The following is a 19,044-nucleotide window of genomic DNA, read 5'->3' as shown; positions in this document are numbered from 1 at the left end:
AGTAGGGCTGTAAAAGCTGATGAAATCAGCGTAGTAGAGCCCACTCAACCACTGCGTCTTGCTCGACAATCCAAAGACAATTGAGAGGCTAGGACTTTTGTCCCAGCCTCTTTTTTTCTGTTCTTCTTATTTTCGATTTACCAGAAAATGAATAGCTTTCTCTATTCTTTCCCTTTGTTTTTTCGGATCATCAGATGGATTTTCTAGGCAATCCGTTAAATTCTCAGTAATAACCATCTCAATAACACGGTCAACACTGGAGCGAACGGCTAATAACTGTGTGAGAATATCTGAACATTCCCTGTCCTCTTCAATCATTTTTTGAATGCCTCTTAACTGACCTTCAGAGCGCTTGAGGCGGGTAATATAATTAGAATTCACGGTGATTTCCTCGTTTGTTTACATTGAGTTTATTATATGCTTAATCTGTATATTTGTCAATTGGATTGGTTGGAGGTAGTTTTCAGAAATTTTCCATAATCACTCTCTGATTCCTCTATTTACTTTTTATCAGAATTCTGGTATAATAGCTTATGTTATAAAATATAACATAGAAATTGAACTAAGAGAATACTAAATAAAATAAGGGTCTATCTTTGTTTCCAATCCTCTTGTTCTTAGACTTCTCTCGATTTTTGGAGGTGTATTTATGAAAGTATCAAAAATGCTTTTAACTACTGGAGTGGTACTTAGTGCAGGAGTATTCTTGTCAGCATGTGGCAAATCCTCATCCAGCACAACCACATATTCTTATGTTTATGCCAGCGATCCAGATAGCTTGAACTACCTGACCACTAACCGTGCAACTACATCAGACGTTATTACAAACCTTGTAGATGGTCTTTTGGAAAATGATGAATATGGAAATCTAGTTCCTTCTCTTGCAGAATCATGGACAGTTTCTCAAGACGGCTTGACTTACACATATAAGCTTCGTAAGGATGCTAAGTGGTTCAATGTTGATGGTGAAGAAGTTACAAGTGTGAAAGCTCAAGACTTTGTGACTGGACTTAAATATGTGGCTGACCAGAAGTCTGAAGCCCTTTACCTGATTCAGGACTCGATTAGCGGCTTGGATGCCTATGTCAAAGGTGATGAAAAAGACTTCTCCAAAGTCGGAGTAAAGGCAGTGGATGATTATACGGTTCAATACACGCTGACACGCCCAGAGCCTTATTGGAACTCTAAAACGACGAATAATATCTTGTTCCCTGTCAATGAAGAATTTTTGAAATCTAAAGGAAAAGATTTTGGTTCTGTTGATCCATCAAGTATTCTTTACAACGGTCCTTTCCTTTTGAAATCCTTGACCTCTAAGTCTTCTATGGAATTTGTTAAAAATCCAAATTATTACGATAAAGACAAGGTCAGTCTAGAACATGTTAAATTAACCTACTATGATGGATCAGACCAAGAATCTTTAATTCGCAACTTCAGTGATGGTGCTTATAGTGGTGCTCGCCTCTATCCGAATACTTCAGGATTTGCGGCAGTTAAAAAGAAATATGCAGATAATATCCTTTATAGCCCACAGGATGCGACCTCATATTACTTTAATTTCAACTTCAACCGTCAGTCTTACAATCACACTTCCAAAACAAGTGATGATCAAAAGAATGCAACAAAAGAAGCAGTTTTAAATAAGGACTTCCGTCAGGCCGTCAATTTTGCCCTTGACCGGACTTCTTATGGTGCGCAAAGTAATGGTAAAGATGGAGCTACCAAGCTGTTGAGAAATACGCTTGTTCCTCCAACATTTGTTCAAATTGGCGATCAAACCTTTGGCCAAGTTGTTGCTTCTAAATTAGTGAATTATGGTGCAGAATGGGCGAATATCGACCTGACAGATGCTCAAGATGCTTATTATAATCCAGAAAAAGCCAAGGCAAGATTTGCTAAAGCTAAGGAAGCTTTAGAGCCTAAGGGAGTTCAATTCCCAATCCATTTAGACCTTCCTGTAGACCAGGCTGACAAGGTGAGTATCCAATGGGCAAGTTCAGTAAAACAATCAATTGAATCAACCTTGGGTGCAGAAAATGTAGTGATTGACCTGCAGAAGATTAGTGTGGATGATTTGAACAACATCACCTATTTTGCAAATACTGCAGCTCAAAAGGACTATGACTTCTATACAGGAGGCTGGTCAGCTGACTATCAAGACCCATCTACCTACTTAGATACTCTAAATGTAAATAATGGTGCTAGCTTGCAAAACTTTGGTTTTGAGCCAGGCCAAGATATGGACAAGATGAAAGAGCTGGGCTTGGACACTTATAATAAGATGTTGGAAGAGGCAAATGCTGAAACGACAGATGTGAAAGTTCGCTATGAAAAATATGCGGATGCACAAGCTTGGTTGCTTGATAGTGGGATTATCATGCCGACTATTTCAGGAGGCGGTAGTCCTTCTGTAAGTAAGTCCAAACCTTTCAGTCGTGCCTATTCACTCGTTGGAATCAAGGGATCTGGCTTCAACTTTAAATATACGAAGCTCAGAAGTGAGATTGTAACGACCAAAGAATATGAAGAAGCTAAGAAGAAATGGCAAGAAAAAACCTTAGAATCTAACAAAAAAGCCCAAGAAGAACTAGCGGATCATATTGAAAAGAAATAAGGGATTAAAAAGATTAACTTTCTTTGAGGGTTAATCTTTTTGATTTGATCTACATTAAGAATTTTATAAAAGGAGACATTTAGACTTGTTTTTTTGTGAAAAATTGGTTATAATAAATAAGTTGCCACCCTTAGTGTAATGGATATCACGTAAGATTCCGGTTCTTGAGATGGGAGTTCGATTCTCTCAGGGTGGATGACTGAAGCTTGGACTCGAGAGAGTCCTTTTTTGTTTTCTAAGAGAGGAGACAACTATGGTGGTGAAGTTAATCGCCCATACCTTGATTGAGAAGAATGGGCAGTATTTACTTATCAAACGCTCAAAAATAAAGCGCGGCCTTCCTAATGTTTATCCATGCTATTGGGATATTCCTGGCGGAAGCGTAGAAGAGAACGAACTACCCAGAGAAGCAGCTCTACGCGAGGCTATGGAAGAGGTTAATCAAAAGATTCGAATTGATAAGATTATTCATGAAGATAGTCAGTTTGACACAAGTAAAAATACTGTTTTTACACGCTTGGTTTATGGGGCTAGGATTATAGATCAGCGCGATATCCTATTGGATCCGGAAGAGCATACAGACTTTATTTGGCTTTCTTCTTTGGAGGACTTAGAGGGGGAGCTGATTGTTCCTTATTTGATTGATATTTTTGCCGACAGATCCACATAAAACAAAAAAACATCCCCTTTTATCAGGAGATGTTTTTTCTGATTAGTTTTTAGATGCTTCTTGGAATTCTGGATTCTTCCATGCTTCGTCAATAATTGCTTGCAATTCTTTAGCAGATGCTTGCATTTTTTGAGTTTCTGCATCGTTCAATGGGATATTCACTGGACGAACGATACCGTGTGCACCAACAACTGCTGGTTGACCGATGAAGACATCTTTCACACCGTATTGGCCCTCTTGGAAGACTGAAAGTGGAAGTACGGCATTTTCATCGTCAAGGATAGCTTTTGTGATACGAGCAAGGGCTACAGCGATACCGTAGTATGTAGCGCCTTTCTTGTTGATGATTGTGTAAGCAGCATCACGAACACCTTCGAACAATTCGATCAATTCAGACTCTTGAACATTTTGAGTATCTTTAAGGAATTCTTCAAGGTTTACACCTGCGATGTTTGCATGTGACCAAACAGCGAATTCTGAATCACCGTGCTCACCCATGATGTAGGCGTGGACTGAACGAGCATCAACATCCAATTTTTCAGCAAGTGCTTGACGGAAACGAGCTGAGTCAAGTGAAGTACCTGAACCGATAACGCGTTCTTTAGGGAAGCCTGAGAATTTCCAAGTTGAATAAGTCAAAACGTCAACTGGGTTAGCAGCAACAAGGAAGATACCATCGAAACCTGATTCAACAACTTGTGTTACGATTGATTTGTTGATGGCAAGGTTTTTACCAACGAGGTCAAGACGAGTTTCACCTGGTTTTTGAGGCGCACCCGCAGTGATAACAACAAGGTCAGCGTCTGCACAGTCAGAGTATTGAGCTGCGTAGATCTTTTTAGGTGAAGTGAAGGCAAGGGCGTGGCTAAGGTCAAGCGCATCACCTACAGCTTTTTCGTGTAATTGTGGAATTTCGATAATTCCAAGCTCTTGTGCAATTCCTTGGTTAACAAGCGCGAAAGCGTAAGATGAACCTACGGCACCGTCACCGACAAGGATGACTTTTTTATGTTGTTTAGTAGCAGTCATTTCTAAACATCTCCTTATTATTTTTGGGGTTTTCCCCATACAATTACATTCTACCACTTTTGATACAGTTTGTCACGGCTCACCGTGGGATTTTGACCCCTAAAAGGCTATGTAAACGTTTTTATATTCGGTTTTAAATACTGAATATATAGCTAAAATGTGGTATAATGAGATAGTGATTTAATATTGAAATGAGGCATTTTTTAATGCAAGATAGAAACTTAGTAGATGTCAATTTGACCAGCGAAATGAAGACCAGTTTCATCGATTATGCAATGAGTGTTATCGTGGCTCGGGCTCTTCCAGATGTTCGCGATGGTCTTAAGCCGGTTCATCGCCGGATTCTTTATGGCATGAATGAGCTAGGCGTTACGCCTGATAAGCCTCACAAGAAATCAGCTCGTATCACAGGGGATGTCATGGGTAAGTATCACCCGCATGGTGACTCCTCTATTTATGAAGCGATGGTGCGGATGGCTCAATGGTGGAGCTATCGCTACATGCTGGTAGACGGCCATGGAAACTTCGGTTCGATGGACGGAGACGGGGCTGCTGCCCAGCGTTATACAGAAGCACGTATGAGTAAGATTGCTCTGGAGATGCTTCGTGATATTAACAAAAATACTGTTGATTATATTGACAACTATGATGCCAGCGAGAGAGAGCCGATGGTTCTTCCTGCTCGCTTCCCTAACTTGCTCGTAAATGGAGCGACAGGGATTGCAGTTGGGATGGCGACTAATATTCCTCCACATAATCTTGGTGAGTCTATTGATGCCGTTAAGCTTGTCATGGATAATCCAGAAGTAACGACTCGGGACATCATGGAAGTCCTGCCTGGTCCAGATTTCCCGACAGGAGCACTGGTGATGGGCAAGTCTGGTATTCACCGGGCTTATGAAACGGGGAAGGGTTCGATTGTTCTTCGTTCTCGCACTGAAATTGAAGAGATGAAAAATGGCCGTGAGCGAATTGTCGTAACCGAGTTTCCTTATATGGTGAATAAGACTAAGGTCCATGAGCATATTGTTCGCCTGGTGCAGGAAAAACGCATTGACGGTATCACAGCTGTTCGTGATGAGTCCAACCGTGAAGGAGTTCGTTTTGTCATTGAGGTTCGTCGTGATGCCTCTGCTCATGTCATTCTAAACAATCTTTTCAAGCTGACTCAGATGCAGACCAATTTCAGCTTCAATATGCTGGCCATTCAAAATGGTGTGCCGAAGATTCTGTCTCTACGTGAGATTTTGTTGGCCTACATTGAACACCAAAAAGAAGTAGTGACTCGACGGACTGCCTTTGATAAAGAAAAGGCGGAAGCTCGAGCACACATCTTAGCTGGTTTGCTGATTGCGTTGGATCATATCGATGAAGTGATTCGCATTATCCGTAATAGCGAAACGGACGCAGAAGCCCAGGCTGAATTAATGGCTAAGTTTGAGCTGTCTGAGCGCCAGAGTCAGGCTATCCTTGATATGCGTCTGCGTCGTCTGACTGGTTTGGAACGTGATAAGATTCAGTCAGAATACGACGAACTGATTGCTTTGATTGCGGACTTGGCTGATATTTTGGCTAAGCCAGAGCGCGTTGTCGCTATTATCAAGGAAGAGTTAGACGAGGTCAAGCGTAAATTTGCGGATGATCGCCGAACTGAACTAATGGTGGGAGAAGTTCTTTCTCTTGAAGATGAAGATTTGATTGAGGAAGCGGATGTTTTGATTACCCTGTCTAATAAAGGCTATATCAAACGTCTGAATCAGACTGAATTTACCGCTCAGAAACGTGGTGGTCGCGGTGTTCAAGGAACAGGTGTCAAAGATGATGACTTCGTCAAAGAGCTGGTTTCAACAAGTACCCACGATAGACTGCTCTTCTTTACTAACAAAGGCCGAGTTTATCGTCTCAAAGGATATGAAATCCCTGAGTATGGCCGGACAGCTAAGGGCTTGCCAGTGGTCAATCTCTTAAAGCTGGATGAAGGAGAGACCATTCAGACCATTATTAACGTCCAGCAGGACAGTAGCGATCATTCCTATCTCTTCTTTACGACCCGTCTAGGTGTGGTTAAACGAACCAGCGTGACAGAATTTGCTAATATCCGTCAGAACGGTCTCAAGGCCCTGAATTTGAAAGATGAAGACGAGCTTATCAATGTCTTTCTGACGGACGGTGCTGCGGATGTTATCATTGGTACTAAGTTTGGTTATTCGGTCCGTTTCAATGAGACAGCTGTCCGGAGCATGAGCCGTAGTGCGACTGGTGTTCGTGGGGTTAATCTGCGTGACGGCGACCAGGTCGTTGGAGCTGGTGTGATTTCTGAGGGTGACGAAGTGCTTGTCATTACCGAAAAAGGCTATGGTAAGCGAACTCTTGCCAGTGAGTATCCAACCAAGGGCCGTGGTGGTAAAGGGATAAAAACAGCCAATATCACTGATAAGAACGGACCTCTCGCTGGTCTGATGACCGTCACTGGCGAAGAAGATTTGATGATTATTACCAATACAGGTGTCATTATCCGAACAAGCGTGGCCAATATTTCTCAGACAGGCCGCTCAACTATGGGAGTGAAGGTTATGCGTCTGGACCAAAATGCTCAGATTGTTACCTTTACAACGGTTGCGCCTGACGCGAAAGACGATGAGGAAGAAGTAGAATAAGAGGAGGATGAAAGTGAAGAAATCTAAGAAGAAATTCAAGCTCAGAAATTTTATCATTAACTGTGCAGTTTTCCTTTTATTTCTAGTTGCCCTAGCTCTGATTTTCAACTCCTCAATTCGTAATATGATCATGGTTTGGCATACGAATCAATACCAGGTTAGCAAGGTCTCTAAGGAAGAAATCAAGCAAAATAAGGCAGTCGAGTCAAGTTTTGAGTTTAGCGATGTCCAATCTCTTTCTACAGAGGCGGTGATCAATGCTCAGTGGCAGGCTCAAAAATTACCAGTTATCGGTGGCATTTCGATTCCTGAAGTGTCGATGAATCTGCCAATTTTCAAAGGTTTGGATAATGTTGGACTTTACTATGGTGCTGGAACTATGAAAGAAGATCAACAGATGGGACAAGGAAATTATGCCTTGGCCAGCCACCATGTCTTTGGAATTACTGGAGCTAGTGATATGCTCTTTTCGCCTCTAGATCGTGCCAAAATAGGGATGAAAATCTATATCACGGATAAGGATAAGATCTATACCTATACGATTTCTAGTATAGAAAGTGTTGCACCAGAGCGTGTTGATGTCATCAATGATACAGAAGGTGTTGCTGAAATCACTTTAGTCACATGTGAGGATGCAGCAGCAACCAGTCGAACTATTGTCAAAGGTACGCTTGAAAGTACGATTGACTATGACAAGGCACCAAAAGATATTTTAGATGCTTTCAGTCGATCTTATAATCAAATGCAGCTATAATAAGAAATATTGTAAAACGAAGTAACTTTTGTTACTTCTTTTTTTGATTGATAAAACTAAAATGATATACGAACAGATACTAGAACGCTTTCAAAGAATATGCCTTCTTTATTAGATTGTGCTATACTTATGTTAGTATGGTACTCTTTTAGTCAGGAAAGGAAATTATCATGAAAATATATAAATCATTTTTAATATTTTTTATAGCATTTATATGTTTAGGAAGTATCACTGCCTGTAGCCAGTCCAAAACAGCAGAAAAGAAGTTTAATTTCATAATGACAGCAGAAGATAAAAAGAGACTTCATAAAGAAGAAGAGCAAATTGCTTTGTATTTGGTGAATCATTATGAAGATGTGAAAAAAATAGAATTTGTAAATTTTTATAAAGGTAGTTTTGGGACGGGGGATTCTATATCTGTTAAAGTAAATTCAAATAATTATATAAAACCAATTACTTTAAGAGATCCAAGTGGCGAGTATATTATTAGCTATAATCCTGAGAACTTTCATTTGAATGAAAAGAATCCGCCAACTCAATTAGATAATCTAAAAAATATTGAGATTAAATATTATGAGGAGATAGAAAGGTGATCTCCATTTCAGATAAAAATCATAATAAATTAGCAAAAGAGGCTTACAACTTGAACCAAAGAACGAACAAATTTGCTTGATATATGATTGTTTTTATTAAAATATGCTATAGGTAGTATAGTTGAAGATTTTGAGTTTTATAAAGAAAAGGAGTATTTATGAAAATATCTAAGTTACTTTTGATAGTATTTATTGGGTTTGTAGGGATAGGAACACTCAGTGCCTGTAGTCAGCAGAAAAAAACAGGACAGAAAGAGAAAGTTACTATGACAAAAGAAGAAAAAAAGGAACTTCGTAAAGAGGAAGAGAAAATAGCTTTGTATTTGGTGAATCATTACGAGGATGTGAAAAAGATTAAGTTTGATAAATTTCACAGGGGAGGATTAGGGATAGCAGATTCAATAAGTGTTATTGTCAATGATGATAGTTATATAAAACCAATTATATTTAACGATGATAGTGAAAGATATTCTGTTGATTATGATCCGAGTGATTTTCATTTAATAAAAAAGAAAAATTCTACGGAATTAACCAGTCTTGATGGGATTGAAGTGATATATTATGAGGAAAAGTAAATTGATTATAGAAAGATAATATAATTGAGTTATGAAATCGTCAATTTCAAGTTATTGATGACGCTGCATAAAGGAAGGAGTATTTATGAAAATATCTAAGTTACCTTTGATAGTATTTATTGGGTTTCTAGGGATAGGAACACTCAGTGCATGTAGTCAGCAGAAAAAAAACGGACAGAAGGAGATAGTTACATTGACAGAAGAAGAGAAAAAAGAAGTTCAAAAACAAGAAAAAAATCTAGCTTTGTTTTTAGTGAATAACTATGAAGGGATTAATAAAATTGAGTTCACAGATGTCTCTAGAAAAGAATTTGCCCAGTCTAGAAGTGTTTTTCTAAAAGTGAATGATAATATTAGTATTAGTTCGTTTTTAGATGACAATTATGATAATGGTTATAGTTTAGCCTATAGAAAAGGTGAGAAGACATTAATGAAAAAGGAAAAACCGACTGATTTTGAGACACTTGAAGGAATTGAAGTAATATATAATTTAGGTACATAATATGTCGAAAATTACTGAAAAAGATTATAAAGAATTAGCACGTAATGTGTATAAATTTTATCCAGAAGAATATAAAAGTGAACAGTAGATACAAATTGGAGATCCAACTGATATAAACTATCGAAATCCCGAGTCATTCTATGATAGTATGTAAGATTTAGTTCGATCTATCTTGAAAAGTTTTGCAAATTATATAAATACTCGCTTTATTTATGATTTTTTGGCTACATTATAGCCAGATTAGTATGGTTGAGAATTTTGAACTCTATAAAGGAAAGGAGTATTTATGAAAATATCTAAGTTACTTTTGATAGTCTTTATTGGGTTTCTAGGGATAGGAATACTCAGCGCCTGTAGTCAACAGAAAAACGGTCAGAAGGAGGAAGTAACATTGACAGCAGAAGAGAAAAAAATAATCAGAAAACAAGAAGAGGCTCTTGCTTTATTTTTGGTCAATAATTTTGAGGATGTTCATAAAATAGAGTTTGTAAGTATTTCAAAAGGCGGACTTGGTAGACCTAGATTCATTTATTTCTCGGTAAACGATAAAATAGAAGTTTCAACAGACTTAAAAGATAGTTACGATATACAGCATTATGTCTTGGTCTATCATAATAGCTCAGAGGAACTAAAACGGAAGGAAGTTCCTTCTAAATTTACAAAATTATCAGAGGCTCAATTATATGTTGTATATTATGGAGAAAATAAATGAATATAACGGATGCAGATTATGATACAATTACGACCTATGTTTATGAGCTCGATACACTAGATCATTCAGAGAAACAATAATCAGTTGGAGAATTGATTGATGGTCACGGTCGAAAATTTTGAGTTATTCTATGATGGTAGATAAGATTTAGTTTTATTGATATTAGAGGGATTGCAAATGATGTAAACGCCTGCTTGTTTTATAATCATTTTGCTATAATATAACTATGTTAGTATAGTTGAAGATTGTATGTTTTATAAAAGAAGGGAATATTATATGAAAATATCTAAGTTACTTTTGATAGTATTTATCGGATTTCTAGGGTTGGGAATACTCAGTGCCTGTAGTCAACAGAAAAACGGACAGAAGGAGAAAATTACTATGACAAAAGAGGAAAAAAAGAAACTTCGTAAAGAAGAAGAGAAAATTGCTTTGTACCTGGTAAATCATTATCAAGATGTGAAAAAAATAGAATTTGTAAATTTTCATAAAGGTGGTTTTGGGACGGGGGATACAATCACTATAAAGGTCAATGATAATAGTTATATTTTACCAACAGAGTTAGAAAGTAAAGATGGATATTATTCAATAGGATATGATCCAAAAGACTTTCATTTGATAGAGAAGAAACCTCCAACACAGTTAACTAGTTTAGACGGAGTAGATGTTAGTTATTACGAGGATTATTAAATGGCGCGTTGACTGATAAAGATTACAACATAATATCTAAAAAAGCCTATAGTTTGGATCCGAAAGAATATAAAGCAGAAGAACAATATAGTGTGGGAAAGGAATTCGACGTTAACGGTCGAAATTCCGAGTCATTGATGCTTCTGTTGAGTCAGTAAAAGTACATAAGATTTAGTTTTATTATATTAAAAGGGATTACGAAAGATGTAAACGCTTGCTTATTTTATAATTGTTTTGCTATAATATAACTATGTCAGCATAGTTGAAGGTTTTGAACTCTATAGAGGAAAGGAGTATTTATGAAATTATATAAGTTGCTTTTGATAGTATTTATTGGATTTCTATGTATGGGAACACTTAGTGCTTGTAGTCAGCAGAAAAAAAACGGACAGAAGGAGGAGTTAACATTGACAGCAGAAGAGAAAAAGATAATCAGAAAACAAGAGGAGGCTCTTGCTTTATTTTTGATTAATAATTTTGAGGATATTGAAAAAATAGAATTTATAAGTATAGTAAAGGGTGGTTTTGGAACTTCTGATGTGGCATATATGAAAATTAACGATGAACTCCTTGTGGATTCTAGTCTGCAGGACACATATGATATTAATCATTATTCTTTGGGTTATCATCAAAGTTCAAAATTTTTAGTAAGAAAAGGAGTTCCTTCTTCATTTTCAAATATAGATGAGCTGAAAGTGAAAGTAATTTATTACGAGGGAAGAAAATGAATAGTATAACCGATGAAGATTATAAATGGATAGCAAAAGAATCTTATAAATTAGATCCTAATAATAATGAAGATTTACAAAGAAAAACAGGTCAAACTTTTGACGTTAACGGTCGAAAATTCCGAGTCATTGATGCTATTGGGAACTCTGCTGAACCAACGGAAAACAGTATGCAAGCAATGGCTGTTGCTCCTGTTGATGATCAAGGGAACGTAGACTACAGTCAGGTAGTGGTTTCTTATGTTGGAACCAATTTTGGAGATAAAAAAGATGTCCTGAATGACATTGAAAATCTAGGTATGGGTTTTACGGATAAAATGATAACAGGTCTCCCCTCGATTTCAGGGATGGGCAAAGGCATTCTAGAAGGACATTTTAACGATAGCGTTAAAAAGGAAGTTGTCGAAAACATTGTAGATGTTCAGTCAAAAACAGCATTAGAGTTTGCTCAGCGAGTAGAGAAAAAGGTTCGTAAAGAAAATCCCAATGCCATTATAACAACGAATGGTCATTCTTTGGGAGAGTCTATGGCCCTTTACACTGCCTTAAAAATGGGATGGAATAATGTTGGATTTAATGGTCCAGATATTCATAATATTGTTTCGGAAGAAGAAATAGCCTATATGCAGGCGCATCCAGAGCAATTTCGTAACTTTAGAAATCCAAATGATATGTTTTTGGGGAACATTTTGGGGAATAAAACAGGCGTTGCCATTTATGTCAATATGACAGATGCTAGTTTTATTGATGAATCTTTACGAATTTTACAGGATGATAAACTTTCTTGGAAAGAAAAGGCAGATAAGATCTATAGTCTGGGGGATAAATATCATAGTTATAATACTTGGAGATTTAATAATAAAGGTCAACTCATTGATGAAAATGGCAATGTTGTGACCAATACTGCAAAAGGAAATGCGAATGCCCTCATCCTAGAAACAAAAACGAGAATGTTGCGATATTATGGCATGAAAAGCTTACTTACAGAAAGCGGAGGTGGCCTAAGTAGCAACGAACGAATTTTTCTAGACAGCGAGCAAGCTACTATTGGTGCAAATGCTCTTGTTAATGCTGCTCAGCAAGTTTTGGATCAGATTAAGATTGAGAAACAAAGAGGAGTAGAAGAAGTTGAGTCTTTATTTGAAACGACCAAGTCTCCGTTTATGGTCAGTAGTCTTAGTCCTGATGAGATTAAATCGGCTTTTGTAGCTGGTGGTGTCACACATGATAGTGTGGTCGGAAATGTAGAAATCTCTCTACAGAATAAGCTCAACAAAGCGAGTCAAATATTAGATGAAATGACTAAATTGAAAGATAAAATTGCAGCTGGTATAAACAAAAAACTCGAAGAAGACATATCTTTAGCAGGGGAATTCAATCAATGGAGAAATTTGAATTAGCACAACGTGAAGTCGAAAAGAAAACTAAAGAATTAGAAGAATTGGAAGATCGGCATCGAGAAAAGTTGCAAGAATTTGAGGAAAGAAATGATTATTTTCAAACTGCGCGTCGTGCCATACAAAATATTCTTGATGAAAAGTACGAAGAAACTTTGCATTATTTGAAATCTACTGATGCGGATCAAGATTTTTATAGGATTCTTAATAGAGAGATGGAATCTTACCAAATGTTATCGGAAGATGCCTTGATGCAGGCGCAAAAAATATTGGAATTAGAATCTTTAAAAGAGAGTGATGATTTCCGACGAGAAAGACGATATCTAGATGATAAGTTAGAGGAGGCTTATCTACGTAGGAGAATAGCCGCAGATGACAATAATAAAACTAGAGAGTAAAAGGAAGTGATACTAAAATGGCAACAACATTAACTGAGGATATTACAGGTGTATTTACTGTAGGAAATTTCGATGATTTAGGAACTCGTCTGCTTGCTATTCAAAAACAGATTGAAAAATCTTTGATAACAAACGTTTATGCTCCACATATTCTTAGTAAAAGTGATGGTATTAAGACCAAATCTAAGGAAGCGATTAGTAAAGTTGCAAAGGAAGGAAAGTTGGCTATCAAGGGGATTAATGATACTTTAGATAGTGCCATCAAGGGACAATGGTCTACATCCGTTAGAGAAGCTGTTACAACAGCAAGCAACAAATATGATAAGATTTAGCAATTAATAATAAATAGCCTAAATAAATAAACTCGCCTAATCGATAGATTTTTTGTCTAACCTTTGGGGTGTAGTTCATTTATTTAAGTTCTTTTTTTTATTTAATCTCGAATTAATAAGTAAGGAGGTTGATATGTATCGTATTTCATTGCAGGATGACATAAGCATGATGCCACGTGAACGGCTAATAAGAGAAGGAGCGGATAAACTTAGTAATCAGGAATTGCTATCTATATTTTTGCGAACAGGCAGCAAAAAAGAAACTGTTTTTCAAGTTTCTCAAAGGATTTTATCATCGATTTCTAGTTTGAATGATTTGAAATATTTGACTTTGCAAGAATTGCAGACAATTTCAGGAATTGGGCCTGTGAAGGCTGTTGAGTTGCAAGCCATTATTGAGCTCGGCTGTCGTATCAACAAAGCTGAAGTGCTGGAGAGGGAGCAAATTCTTGGAAGTCAAAAACTAGCTCGCAAAATGCAGGTCGAATTGGGCGATAAAAAGCAGGAATGTTTGGTTGCTATTTATCTCAACAGTCAGAACCAGATCATCCATCAGCAGACAATCTTTGTAGGAACGGTAACTAGAAGTATTGCTGAACCGCGCGAGATTTTGCATTATGCGCTCAAACACTTGGCGACATCTATTATACTAGTGCACAATCATCCTTCTGGAGTGACTTTACCAAGTAAGAATGACGACGAGGTCACCAAACACATGAAAGAAGCCTGTGAACTAATGGGTTTGGTTCTTTTAGATCATTTAATAGTTTCAAAAAATAATTATTATAGTTATCGTGAAAAAACGGATTTGATCTAAAGTTTGTGGACCACATAATCAAACAAGGCTAAATCACCTGTTCTTGTGGGAAATAGAAATTCTGGATGCCACTGCACACCAAGAAATGGTCTTCCATCAGTTGAGGTAACAGCCTCAATGACCTTATCCCGAGGATCGTAGGCTATGACTTCTAGATTTTTCGCTAGGTCCTTGATACTTTGGTGATGGAATGAGTTGATTTGGCAAGTAGGTCCGTATAATTCATGGAGGATGGAGCCATTTTTAGTGACCATAGTCTGTGTAGTGTATTGAGCAGTGCTGTCTTGCCAGTGATTCTCGATGTCTTGATGAAGTGTGCCACCCATAGCAACATTGTAAAGCTGAGTACCACGACAGACGCCAAAAATAGGCTTGTTTTGTTTTCGTGCTTCTCGGATGAGAGCTAGTTCAAATAGATCCCTTTGAAGCAGATAATCATCACTTTCGATAGTCTGTTCTTCTCCGTAGAAATGAGGCTGGACATTTTGTCCACCGGTAAGAATCAGTTTATCAATCATAGTAATATAGGTGTGAGCTAAGGCTTCATCACCAATTGGCAAGATAATTGGGATTCCTCCAACTTTATTGACTCCCTCGATAAAGCCAGTTGAAGTATAACTTATATGGATAAATTGATCGTTGGGAATATCCCTTTGGTTTCCTGTTATACCGATAATCGGTTTTTTCATAAAGTGTCTGTTTCCTTTCTTACCTTACTCATCATCTTTTCTCATAAAGTAGAGTAAGGTTTGGAGTTCGCTGGTTAGGTCTACATATTGTACAACCACATCTTTTGGGACAGATAAGTGCACTGGGGAGAAGCAAAGAATTCCCTTGATACCAGCATCAACCAAGACGGATGCGACTTCTTGTGCCTTAACGCTCGGCACTGTTAGAATGGCAGTCTTTACGTTTCCTTCTTGGACCTTTTCTTTAATTTGAGAAATTCCATAAATAGGAATTCCATCATTTGTGGTGGTCCCGACGTCAGAATAATCATCTGTATCAAAGGCCATTACAATCTTCATTTTATTCCGTTCATGAAAGCGGTAATGTAAAAGAGCACGGCCCATATTTCCGACACCAACAATCATGACATTTGTAATCGAGTTGTCGTTGAGAAGATTGGCAAAGAAATTCATTAGTTTCTTGACATCGTAGCCAAAACCTCTACGACCTAACTCGCCGAAGTAAGAAAAGTCACGCCGAACAGTCGCAGAGTCGATTCCAATCGCCTCTGCGATTTGTTTTGAATTGGCTTTTTCAATATTTTCCGCGTTAAATCGCTTGAAAATCCGGTAGTAGAGGGAGAGCCGTTTAGCAGTAGCACGTGGAATAGGATTGCTTTTTTCAGTTTTCACAAAATCACGACCTTTCTATCTTCTATTCTATAGAAAGTTTGTGAAAAAATCAACTAATTTGATGAACAAAATATTATTATACTAATAAAGATAGATAAAATAATAGAAATAAGCAAAATTCTTAGAATTTCGCTTATTGGGGTGTTTTTTCAAAAATATCTCTTTCAACTAAACTATCCATCAGGAAATAGAATTTTTGCTGAATAATATGGTGTTTTTCTGATTTGAAGATATTAACCAATCTTAAACCAGACTTGTCCGTAATATTGATTTTTACTCCGCTTAGATCTTTATTGACGATAATCTTAAGCAAGAATCCATCGCCACTATTAGGAACAGCTTCGAGTAAGCGAGAAAGCTCGTAATTACCAACTTTTGTTTCAGCAAATGTATTATCTCGCAAGGTAAATTTCTTGACATTTGGATGGAGTGAATAGGTGAAGTCGCAGTTTGCTAAGCTAACAGATGTTTGAAAAGCCATCTTATCCTCCTAGTATTTCTTTTAGTTTTTGGCTGAATAGTTTGATTTCTTGTATGCTAGTTTGATCTGATACACTGATACGAATGGATTCTTTTAAGCGCTCAGAGTTTGGGCCATATAAGGCTTGAAGGACATGGCTGGGCTGAACAGCACCAGCTGTACAAGCAGAGCCAGTCGAGATTGAAAAGCCATTAAGGTCCATTTGAAGCAAGATAAGGTCATTCTTTTGGTTTGGAAATCCAATATTGACAACATAAGGCAGGCTAGGCTGACTTTCGTTTAGGTAGTAGTCTATATCCGCTAGGTTGTTCAGTAAAGTATCTTTTAACTGCTGGGCATGCTCAAGATTTTCCTCTAAGTGGGCAACATTTTCAGAAAGGGCAGTTGCCATTCCGACAATGGAAACGAGGTTTTCTGTACCCGCTCGATGCTTGTTTTCTTGATCGCCGCCATGCATGAAATTATCAAAATCCATCTGGTCAGCGTAGAGAAATCCCACCCCTTTTGGACCATGGAATTTATGAGCTGATGCACTCAGGAAATTGATTCCCCATTCTTCAGGATAGATAGGGAGCTTGCCGACGGCTTGGACCGCATCAACGTGGAAGGCAGCAGGATGATCTTTTAGCAATTTACCGATTTCTTGAATCGGCAAAATATAGCCTGTTTCATTGTTGACAGCCATTACTGAGACAAGGATAGTATCTGGTCTGAGGGCATTCTTGATATCTTCAGTTCGGATTTGCCCATCCACTGGCTGAATAATAGTCGCTTCAAAGCCAAAATGCTCCACTAAGTATTCAACAGGCTCCAAAACAGCATGGTGCTCAATGGCTGTAGTGATAATATGCTTGCCTTGATTCTGATGGCGCAGGGCATATCCCTTGATAGCAGTGTTATTACTTTCAGTAGCACCTGAGGTGAAGAGGATATTTTTGCTCTGTGTGTGTAGAACTTTAGCAATATCTTCGCGAGCTTGTCGGAGCAGTTTTTTAGCTTCTCGACCGTGGCTGTGGGTACTGGATGGATTGCCGAAGACTGTCATTGCCTGAGTCATGGACTTAATCGCAGCAGGTGACAAGGCAGTCGTAGCAGCATTATCTAAATAAATCACAAATTTATCCCTTATTTCTTTTGAAAAGCAAAAAGTGGGCTGACTGGTTTTCTCTCTTGAATACGCACGATAGCATCGCCAATCAACTCGCTGGCTGTGATATAGTGAACATTCTTCGGAGTCTTTTCTTTGGTATCAACAGAGTCAGTCACCAAGATTTCTCGGATAGGAACACTGTCTAGTAAGTCTGCAGCTTCATCTGCAAATAAACCATGACTTGAGACAGCATAGATTTCGACAGCTCCTTCACGTTCAACGATTTTAGCAGCTTCTGAGAAGGTACGACCGGTATTCAAGATATCGTCAATCAAAATCGCTTTTTTACCTTCAACTTCACCGATGATATAGCCTTCAGAGCGTCCTGCTTCATCTTCACCATAGTCGATGATGGCGATTGGAGCGTCGAGATATTCTGCCAAGCTACGAGCGCGTTTCACGCCAGAATTTTTCGGGCTAACGACGACAACATCCTCGCCAGTTAATCCCATATTGCAATAATGCTCAGCAAACAATGGAATGGTGAAGAGATTGTCAACAGGAATATCAAAGAAGCCTTGTACTTGGACAGCGTGAAGGTCAAGTGAAATAACTCTGTCTACGCCAGCTCCAACAAGCATATTGGCCACGAGTTTTGCAGTAATTGGCTCGCGAGGAGCAGCTGTCCGATCTTGGCGAGCATAACCAAAATAGGGCATAACCACAGTTACGGTATTGGCACTTGCTCGTTTACAAGCGTCAACCATTATCAATAGCTCCATCAAGTGATTATTGACTGGGAAGCTGGTAGACTGGATGATATAGATATCATAGCCACGAACACTCTCCTCAATGTTAATCTGAATCTCGCCATCAGAAAATTGGCGGGAAGAAAGCTTGCCTAAAGGTACTCCGGCAGCTTCAGCAATCTTCTCAGCAATTGAGTGATTGGAATTGAGGGAGAAAAGCTTCATATTTTTTTTGTCTGACATTAGAATGACCATCCTCTTTTTGTCTCTTTAGATTTATAAATATTATTTTACCAAAAAAATGAGATTATTTCAGCATTTTTACAAGTTTTCGGCAAATCTGGCAATCTTACTTTTACCAGGCTTGTATTGGATTTGATTTTCGTTTAAAAAGTCTTTGAACTTTTGCTCCCCCTTTTCAATATCATTGATCTCTAATTCTAATTCGAAATCTTTTTTACCAAAGTAACGACTTTCGTCTAAGGCAAAAAGGCCAATTGCATCTTGTTTTTCATAGCGAATATTTTCAAGGGTTCCGAGTATTGTTAGTTTGTCAACTGGGATTCCTTTTTCTTGGAGTTTGTCTAGGATTTCTCCCTGAGGAAATTGCAAATTTTCTGTAATTTCCTTGAATTCATCTTCGGACAAGGCTTGGTTGTATTCGAAATTTCCAAGTTTTTGAGGAATTTTTAGAGTAAACTCAGCAGCGTCAGGAGTGGTTCGGACTCGCAGAGCCATACGAGCTTCACGGAGAGCAAAGTCAGCCGAATCAATATAATAGTTGACTTGGAAAATTGGCTGGACATAATCAAAGAAGGTCAGAAGTCGTTTATGTTCGTCTTCTGTTAGCATTGTTTTGTATTCAATTTCTAAATGGTTCATTTTTAAATCCTTT

At 38.0% G+C, this 19,044-nt stretch carries 22 protein-coding genes and 1 tRNA gene; 15 read left to right on the top strand and 8 right to left on the bottom strand.

The window, feature by feature from the left end; all coding sequences use genetic code 11:
- Positions 1-126: 126 nt before the first annotated feature.
- Positions 127-381, bottom strand: a complete 255-nt coding sequence (locus O3651_RS01060) for a metal-sensitive transcriptional regulator (RefSeq protein ID WP_015605027.1) — start codon at positions 379-381, stop codon at positions 127-129.
- 268 nt (positions 382-649) lie between these two features.
- Here O3651_RS01060 and O3651_RS01055 point away from each other — a divergent pair, with 268 nt between their 5' ends.
- The 3 genes from O3651_RS01055 (at position 650) to O3651_RS01045 (ending at position 3,284) form a co-directional block, all read left to right on the top strand.
- Positions 650-2,614, top strand: coding sequence for a peptide ABC transporter substrate-binding protein (locus O3651_RS01055; protein WP_371609265.1), 1,965 nt, complete (start codon positions 650-652; stop codon positions 2,612-2,614).
- Positions 2,615-2,738: 124 nt separating this feature from the next.
- A tRNA-Arg gene (locus O3651_RS01050) sits at positions 2,739-2,810 on the top strand.
- A gap of 57 nt (positions 2,811-2,867) precedes the next feature.
- Positions 2,868-3,284 (top strand): NUDIX hydrolase, encoded by a 417-nt coding sequence (locus O3651_RS01045; protein WP_371609264.1) that lies wholly within the window; start codon positions 2,868-2,870, stop codon positions 3,282-3,284.
- 42 nt (positions 3,285-3,326) lie between these two features.
- Here O3651_RS01045 and O3651_RS01040 read toward each other — a convergent pair whose 3' ends face one another.
- Positions 3,327-4,313 (bottom strand): L-lactate dehydrogenase, encoded by a 987-nt coding sequence (locus tag O3651_RS01040; protein ID WP_005591942.1) that lies wholly within the window; start codon positions 4,311-4,313, stop codon positions 3,327-3,329.
- Between the two features lie 206 nt (positions 4,314-4,519).
- Here O3651_RS01040 and gyrA point away from each other — a divergent pair, with 206 nt between their 5' ends.
- The 12 genes from gyrA to radC all read left to right on the top strand — a co-directional run bounded on the left by gyrA (position 4,520) and on the right by radC (position 14,468).
- Positions 4,520-6,970 carry a DNA gyrase subunit A gene (gyrA, locus tag O3651_RS01035; protein WP_371609263.1) on the top strand — a complete coding sequence of 817 codons (2,451 nt, stop codon included), beginning with the start codon at positions 4,520-4,522 and terminating at the stop codon, positions 6,968-6,970.
- Between the two features lie 7 nt (positions 6,971-6,977).
- Positions 6,978-7,724, top strand: coding sequence for a class A sortase (locus O3651_RS01030; RefSeq protein ID WP_371609262.1), 747 nt, complete (start codon positions 6,978-6,980; stop codon positions 7,722-7,724).
- A 170-nt stretch (positions 7,725-7,894) separates the two neighbouring features.
- On the top strand, positions 7,895-8,317 hold the full coding sequence (locus tag O3651_RS01025; RefSeq protein ID WP_371609261.1) for a ubiquitin carboxyl-hydrolase: 423 nt from the start codon (positions 7,895-7,897) through the stop codon (positions 8,315-8,317).
- Between the two features lie 158 nt (positions 8,318-8,475).
- Positions 8,476-8,892, top strand: a complete 417-nt coding sequence (locus O3651_RS01020) for a ubiquitin carboxyl-hydrolase (protein WP_371609260.1) — start codon at positions 8,476-8,478, stop codon at positions 8,890-8,892.
- A gap of 85 nt (positions 8,893-8,977) precedes the next feature.
- Complete coding sequence (locus tag O3651_RS01015; RefSeq protein WP_371609259.1) at positions 8,978-9,394, top strand: ubiquitin carboxyl-hydrolase; 417 nt, start codon at positions 8,978-8,980, stop codon at positions 9,392-9,394.
- Between the two features lie 286 nt (positions 9,395-9,680).
- The gene (locus O3651_RS01010; protein WP_371609258.1) at positions 9,681-10,106 is read left to right on the top strand and encodes a ubiquitin carboxyl-hydrolase; all 426 of its coding nucleotides are present in this window, start codon (positions 9,681-9,683) and stop codon (positions 10,104-10,106) included.
- Positions 10,107-10,487: 381 nt separating this feature from the next.
- Positions 10,488-10,796: a ubiquitin carboxyl-hydrolase gene (locus O3651_RS01005; RefSeq protein ID WP_371609257.1), complete on the top strand. Its 309-nt coding sequence runs from the start codon at positions 10,488-10,490 to the stop codon at positions 10,794-10,796.
- Positions 10,797-11,095: 299 nt separating this feature from the next.
- Positions 11,096-11,524 (top strand): ubiquitin carboxyl-hydrolase, encoded by a 429-nt coding sequence (locus O3651_RS01000; RefSeq protein ID WP_371609256.1) that lies wholly within the window; start codon positions 11,096-11,098, stop codon positions 11,522-11,524.
- Positions 11,521-12,924, top strand: a complete 1,404-nt coding sequence (locus tag O3651_RS00995; RefSeq protein WP_371609255.1) for a lipase — start codon at positions 11,521-11,523, stop codon at positions 12,922-12,924. The genes O3651_RS01000 and O3651_RS00995 overlap by 4 nt, the downstream gene beginning before the upstream one ends.
- Positions 12,906-13,319: a hypothetical protein gene (locus O3651_RS00990; protein ID WP_371609254.1), complete on the top strand. Its 414-nt coding sequence runs from the start codon at positions 12,906-12,908 to the stop codon at positions 13,317-13,319. The genes O3651_RS00995 and O3651_RS00990 overlap by 19 nt, the downstream gene beginning before the upstream one ends.
- Before the next feature lie 17 nt (positions 13,320-13,336).
- Positions 13,337-13,651, top strand: a complete 315-nt coding sequence (locus tag O3651_RS00985) for a hypothetical protein (RefSeq protein WP_015605011.1) — start codon at positions 13,337-13,339, stop codon at positions 13,649-13,651.
- Between the two features lie 133 nt (positions 13,652-13,784).
- On the top strand, positions 13,785-14,468 hold the full coding sequence (gene radC, locus O3651_RS00980; protein ID WP_061422797.1) for a DNA repair protein RadC: 684 nt from the start codon (positions 13,785-13,787) through the stop codon (positions 14,466-14,468).
- Here the strand turns inward: radC and O3651_RS00975 are convergent.
- The 6 genes from O3651_RS00975 to O3651_RS00950 all read right to left on the bottom strand — a co-directional run bounded on the left by O3651_RS00975 (position 14,465) and on the right by O3651_RS00950 (position 19,031).
- Complete coding sequence (locus O3651_RS00975) at positions 14,465-15,157, bottom strand: gamma-glutamyl-gamma-aminobutyrate hydrolase family protein (protein WP_371609253.1); 693 nt, start codon at positions 15,155-15,157, stop codon at positions 14,465-14,467. The genes radC and O3651_RS00975 overlap by 4 nt on opposite strands.
- A 24-nt stretch (positions 15,158-15,181) precedes the next feature.
- Positions 15,182-15,829 carry a redox-sensing transcriptional repressor Rex gene (locus O3651_RS00970; protein ID WP_371609252.1) on the bottom strand — a complete coding sequence of 216 codons (648 nt, stop codon included), beginning with the start codon at positions 15,827-15,829 and terminating at the stop codon, positions 15,182-15,184.
- Between the two features lie 133 nt (positions 15,830-15,962).
- Positions 15,963-16,310, bottom strand: a complete 348-nt coding sequence (locus O3651_RS00965) for a DUF1831 domain-containing protein (RefSeq protein WP_005590386.1) — start codon at positions 16,308-16,310, stop codon at positions 15,963-15,965.
- Between the two features lies 1 nt (position 16,311).
- Positions 16,312-17,424 (bottom strand): cysteine desulfurase family protein, encoded by a 1,113-nt coding sequence (locus tag O3651_RS00960; RefSeq protein ID WP_371609251.1) that lies wholly within the window; start codon positions 17,422-17,424, stop codon positions 16,312-16,314.
- An 11-nt stretch (positions 17,425-17,435) separates the two neighbouring features.
- Positions 17,436-18,392, bottom strand: coding sequence for a ribose-phosphate diphosphokinase (locus O3651_RS00955; RefSeq protein WP_081105361.1), 957 nt, complete (start codon positions 18,390-18,392; stop codon positions 17,436-17,438).
- A 78-nt stretch (positions 18,393-18,470) separates the two neighbouring features.
- Positions 18,471-19,031, bottom strand: coding sequence for a CYTH domain-containing protein (locus tag O3651_RS00950; RefSeq protein ID WP_371609250.1), 561 nt, complete (start codon positions 19,029-19,031; stop codon positions 18,471-18,473).
- Positions 19,032-19,044: the final 13 nt, after the last annotated feature.

It is taken from the genome of Streptococcus sp. 27098_8_73, assembly GCF_041432495.1.
Classification (GTDB): domain Bacteria; phylum Bacillota; class Bacilli; order Lactobacillales; family Streptococcaceae; genus Streptococcus.
The sequence above is the reverse complement of the archived record's forward strand: the minus strand, read 5'-3'. Positions and strand labels throughout refer to the sequence as shown.

Bases quoted from the DNA above. Each gene is read 5' to 3' on its own strand.
- O3651_RS01055 (WP_371609265.1), top strand. From the start codon at position 650: ATGAAAGTATCAAAAATGCTTTTAACTACTGGAGTGGTACTTAGTGCA.
- O3651_RS01045 (WP_371609264.1), top strand. From the start codon at position 2,868: ATGGTGGTGAAGTTAATCGCCCATACCTTGATTGAGAAGAATGGGCAG.
- O3651_RS01040 (WP_005591942.1), bottom strand. From the start codon at position 4,313: ATGACTGCTACTAAACAACATAAAAAAGTCATCCTTGTCGGTGACGGT.
- gyrA (WP_371609263.1), top strand. From the start codon at position 4,520: ATGCAAGATAGAAACTTAGTAGATGTCAATTTGACCAGCGAAATGAAG.
- O3651_RS01030 (WP_371609262.1), top strand. From the start codon at position 6,978: ATGAAAGTGAAGAAATCTAAGAAGAAATTCAAGCTCAGAAATTTTATC.
- O3651_RS01025 (WP_371609261.1), top strand. From the start codon at position 7,895: ATGAAAATATATAAATCATTTTTAATATTTTTTATAGCATTTATATGT.
- O3651_RS01020 (WP_371609260.1), top strand. From the start codon at position 8,476: ATGAAAATATCTAAGTTACTTTTGATAGTATTTATTGGGTTTGTAGGG.
- O3651_RS01015 (WP_371609259.1), top strand. From the start codon at position 8,978: ATGAAAATATCTAAGTTACCTTTGATAGTATTTATTGGGTTTCTAGGG.
- O3651_RS01010 (WP_371609258.1), top strand. From the start codon at position 9,681: ATGAAAATATCTAAGTTACTTTTGATAGTCTTTATTGGGTTTCTAGGG.
- O3651_RS01005 (WP_371609257.1), top strand. From the start codon at position 10,488: ATGACAAAAGAGGAAAAAAAGAAACTTCGTAAAGAAGAAGAGAAAATT.
- O3651_RS01000 (WP_371609256.1), top strand. From the start codon at position 11,096: ATGAAATTATATAAGTTGCTTTTGATAGTATTTATTGGATTTCTATGT.
- O3651_RS00995 (WP_371609255.1), top strand. From the start codon at position 11,521: ATGAATAGTATAACCGATGAAGATTATAAATGGATAGCAAAAGAATCT.
- O3651_RS00990 (WP_371609254.1), top strand. From the start codon at position 12,906: ATGGAGAAATTTGAATTAGCACAACGTGAAGTCGAAAAGAAAACTAAA.
- O3651_RS00985 (WP_015605011.1), top strand. From the start codon at position 13,337: ATGGCAACAACATTAACTGAGGATATTACAGGTGTATTTACTGTAGGA.
- radC (WP_061422797.1), top strand. From the start codon at position 13,785: ATGTATCGTATTTCATTGCAGGATGACATAAGCATGATGCCACGTGAA.
- O3651_RS00975 (WP_371609253.1), bottom strand. From the start codon at position 15,157: ATGAAAAAACCGATTATCGGTATAACAGGAAACCAAAGGGATATTCCC.
- O3651_RS00965 (WP_005590386.1), bottom strand. From the start codon at position 16,310: ATGGCTTTTCAAACATCTGTTAGCTTAGCAAACTGCGACTTCACCTAT.
- O3651_RS00955 (WP_081105361.1), bottom strand. From the start codon at position 18,392: ATGTCAGACAAAAAAAATATGAAGCTTTTCTCCCTCAATTCCAATCAC.
- O3651_RS00950 (WP_371609250.1), bottom strand. From the start codon at position 19,031: ATGAACCATTTAGAAATTGAATACAAAACAATGCTAACAGAAGACGAA.